The 2,029-nt window shown below is 72.1% G+C and carries 2 protein-coding genes; both read left to right on the top strand.

Annotated elements, in window-relative coordinates; translation table 11 throughout:
• Positions 1–529: ATP-binding cassette domain-containing protein (locus WBP48_RS13040; RefSeq protein WP_424441096.1), on the top strand; the 529-nt coding region annotated here is incomplete at its 5' end.
• Positions 526–1,791 carry an MFS transporter gene (locus WBP48_RS13035; RefSeq protein WP_424441094.1) on the top strand — a complete coding sequence of 422 codons (1,266 nt, stop codon included), beginning with the start codon at positions 526–528 and terminating at the stop codon, positions 1,789–1,791. The genes WBP48_RS13040 and WBP48_RS13035, both read left to right, overlap by 4 nt.
• The last annotated feature ends 238 nt before the right edge of the window (positions 1,792–2,029 follow it).

Here is a 2,029-nt window from a genome sequence, read left to right as displayed (position 1 = left end):
CATCGTGACCGGTCTGCAGCGCAGCGCCGGTTCGGTCCGCCTCGACGGGCGCGTGCTCAGCCGCCGCGCGCGCCAGCGCGCGAGCGCGATCGTCATGCAGGACGTGCAGCGGCAGTTGTTCACCGACAGCGTCGAGGCCGAGATCACGCTCGCGGCGACGGATGCGTCGGCCGCAGGGTCCGGTGTCACGGATGCCGCCCGCGAACCCGAAGCGCCGGACCCCGCCGCCGTGCTCGCCGCCCTCGATCTGGACGCGCTCGCCGACCGGCATCCGCTCTCCCTCTCGGGCGGCCAGCAGCAGCGCCTTGTCGTCGCGGCGGTGCGGGTCGCGGGCCGCCGCATCGTGATCTTCGACGAGCCGAGTTCCGGCGTGGACCGGCGGCACCTGCAGTCCATCTCGGACCAGATCACCGCCGTCGCCGCCGGCGGTGCCGTCGTGCTCCTGATCAGCCACGACGACGACCTGCTCGCGCTCACCGCCGACCGCGAACTCGTCCTGGTCCCGCCCACGTACAAGGAGAACCGATGACCGCCCCCATCCCCGTGCCCGCCCCCGTGTCCAGCGCCTCACCCAGCGCCGAGACGAGCCGCACCCCGCAGATCCCACTCCTGCTCGCAGCGGTGTTCCTCGTGTACCTCGGCCAGATGACGCTCAACCCGATCATCGCGCCGCTGTCGCGCGAGGTGGGCCTCGCGGAATGGCAGATCGGGGCGACGATCAGCACGGCGGCGATCATGGTCGTGCTCACGAGCCAGTTCTGGGGACGCCGGTCGCAGTCGTGGGGCCGAAAGCCCGTGCTCGTCGCGTCGTTCACGATCGCGACCGCTGCGATGGCGCTGTTCGGGCTGGTCGCGTGGGCGGGCATGTCCGGTGTGCTCACCGGCATCCTGCTGTTCGTCCTCTTCGTGCTGCTGCGTGGTGTGTGCTTCGGCGGCGCGATCTCGGCGGTCGCACCGACGGCGCAGGCCTACATCGCCGACGTCACGCACGACGAGAGGCTGCGGGTGAAGGGCATGGCCGGGATCGGCGCCGTGCAGGGCATCGCGATGGTCGGCGGAGCGATCGTCGGCGGAGTGCTGTCGGCCTTCGGCATCCTGACCCCGCTCGTCGCCGTGCCGGTGCTGCTCCTGATCGGGCTCGTTCTCGTCGCGACGCGGCTGCGCCGCGAGCCGCGCCATGAGCTCATCGAGAGCCCGCGCCGGGTGAGCCCGCTCGACCGGCGGGTGTGGCCTTTCCTCGTCGCCGGGTTCGGGATGTTCACGGCGCTCGGCTTCATCCAGGTCATCATCGGCTTCATCGTGCAGGACCGCCTTGGGCTGGATGCCGGGTCCACCGGCCTCGTCACCGGCGCCGTGCTGCTAGCGGCCGGCGTTGGCATGATCGCCGCGCAGGCCGTCATCGTTCCGCGCAGCGGATGGATGCCGGCGACGCTCCTTCGGGTCGGCAGCCTCGTGGCAGTGGTCGGCTTCGCCGTCCTGCTGATCGACGCGGGGCCTGTGCCGCTGTTTCTGTCCGTGCTGCTGATCGGGCTCGGCCTCGGGATCGGGACGCCCGGGTACACGGCGGGTTCCACACTGCTCATGCACCGCGATGAACAGGGCGGCGTCGCGGGTCTCATCGGCGCGACGAACGGCCTGACCTTCGTCATCGCGCCGACCGCCGGCACGGCGCTCTACGGCGTGGGACCGCTGCTGCCTGTGCTCGTCGGGCTGGCCGTCATGGCGCTCGTCGCTGCGTTCGTGCTCATCCACCCGCGCTTCCGCCACCTGCCGCCGGCTCCCGTCGAGTAGCTGCGCCGCTCGCCCGTCCCGGGTCGCGCTCCTGCCTCCCGCCTCGGGCTCTCCCGCCCCGCCCCCTTTCCCGTCTTCCTATCCCGAGCGGCTACGTTTCGCCCGACCCGCTATGCTTCGACCGAGCCGCTATGCTCCGACCGGTCGGATCGTCGCGGCTGGGTCGAAACGTAGCGGCTCGCGGAGAGGGGCGGGGCCCGCGCGAACGCGCGGCGCGGCGCGTCAGGCGGCGGCGCAC

Origin of the sequence: Microbacterium sp. (assembly GCF_049661145.1) — a bacterium.
GTDB lineage: Bacteria > Actinomycetota > Actinomycetes > Actinomycetales > Microbacteriaceae > Microbacterium.
This window is presented reverse-complemented; position numbering and strand designations above follow the sequence as displayed.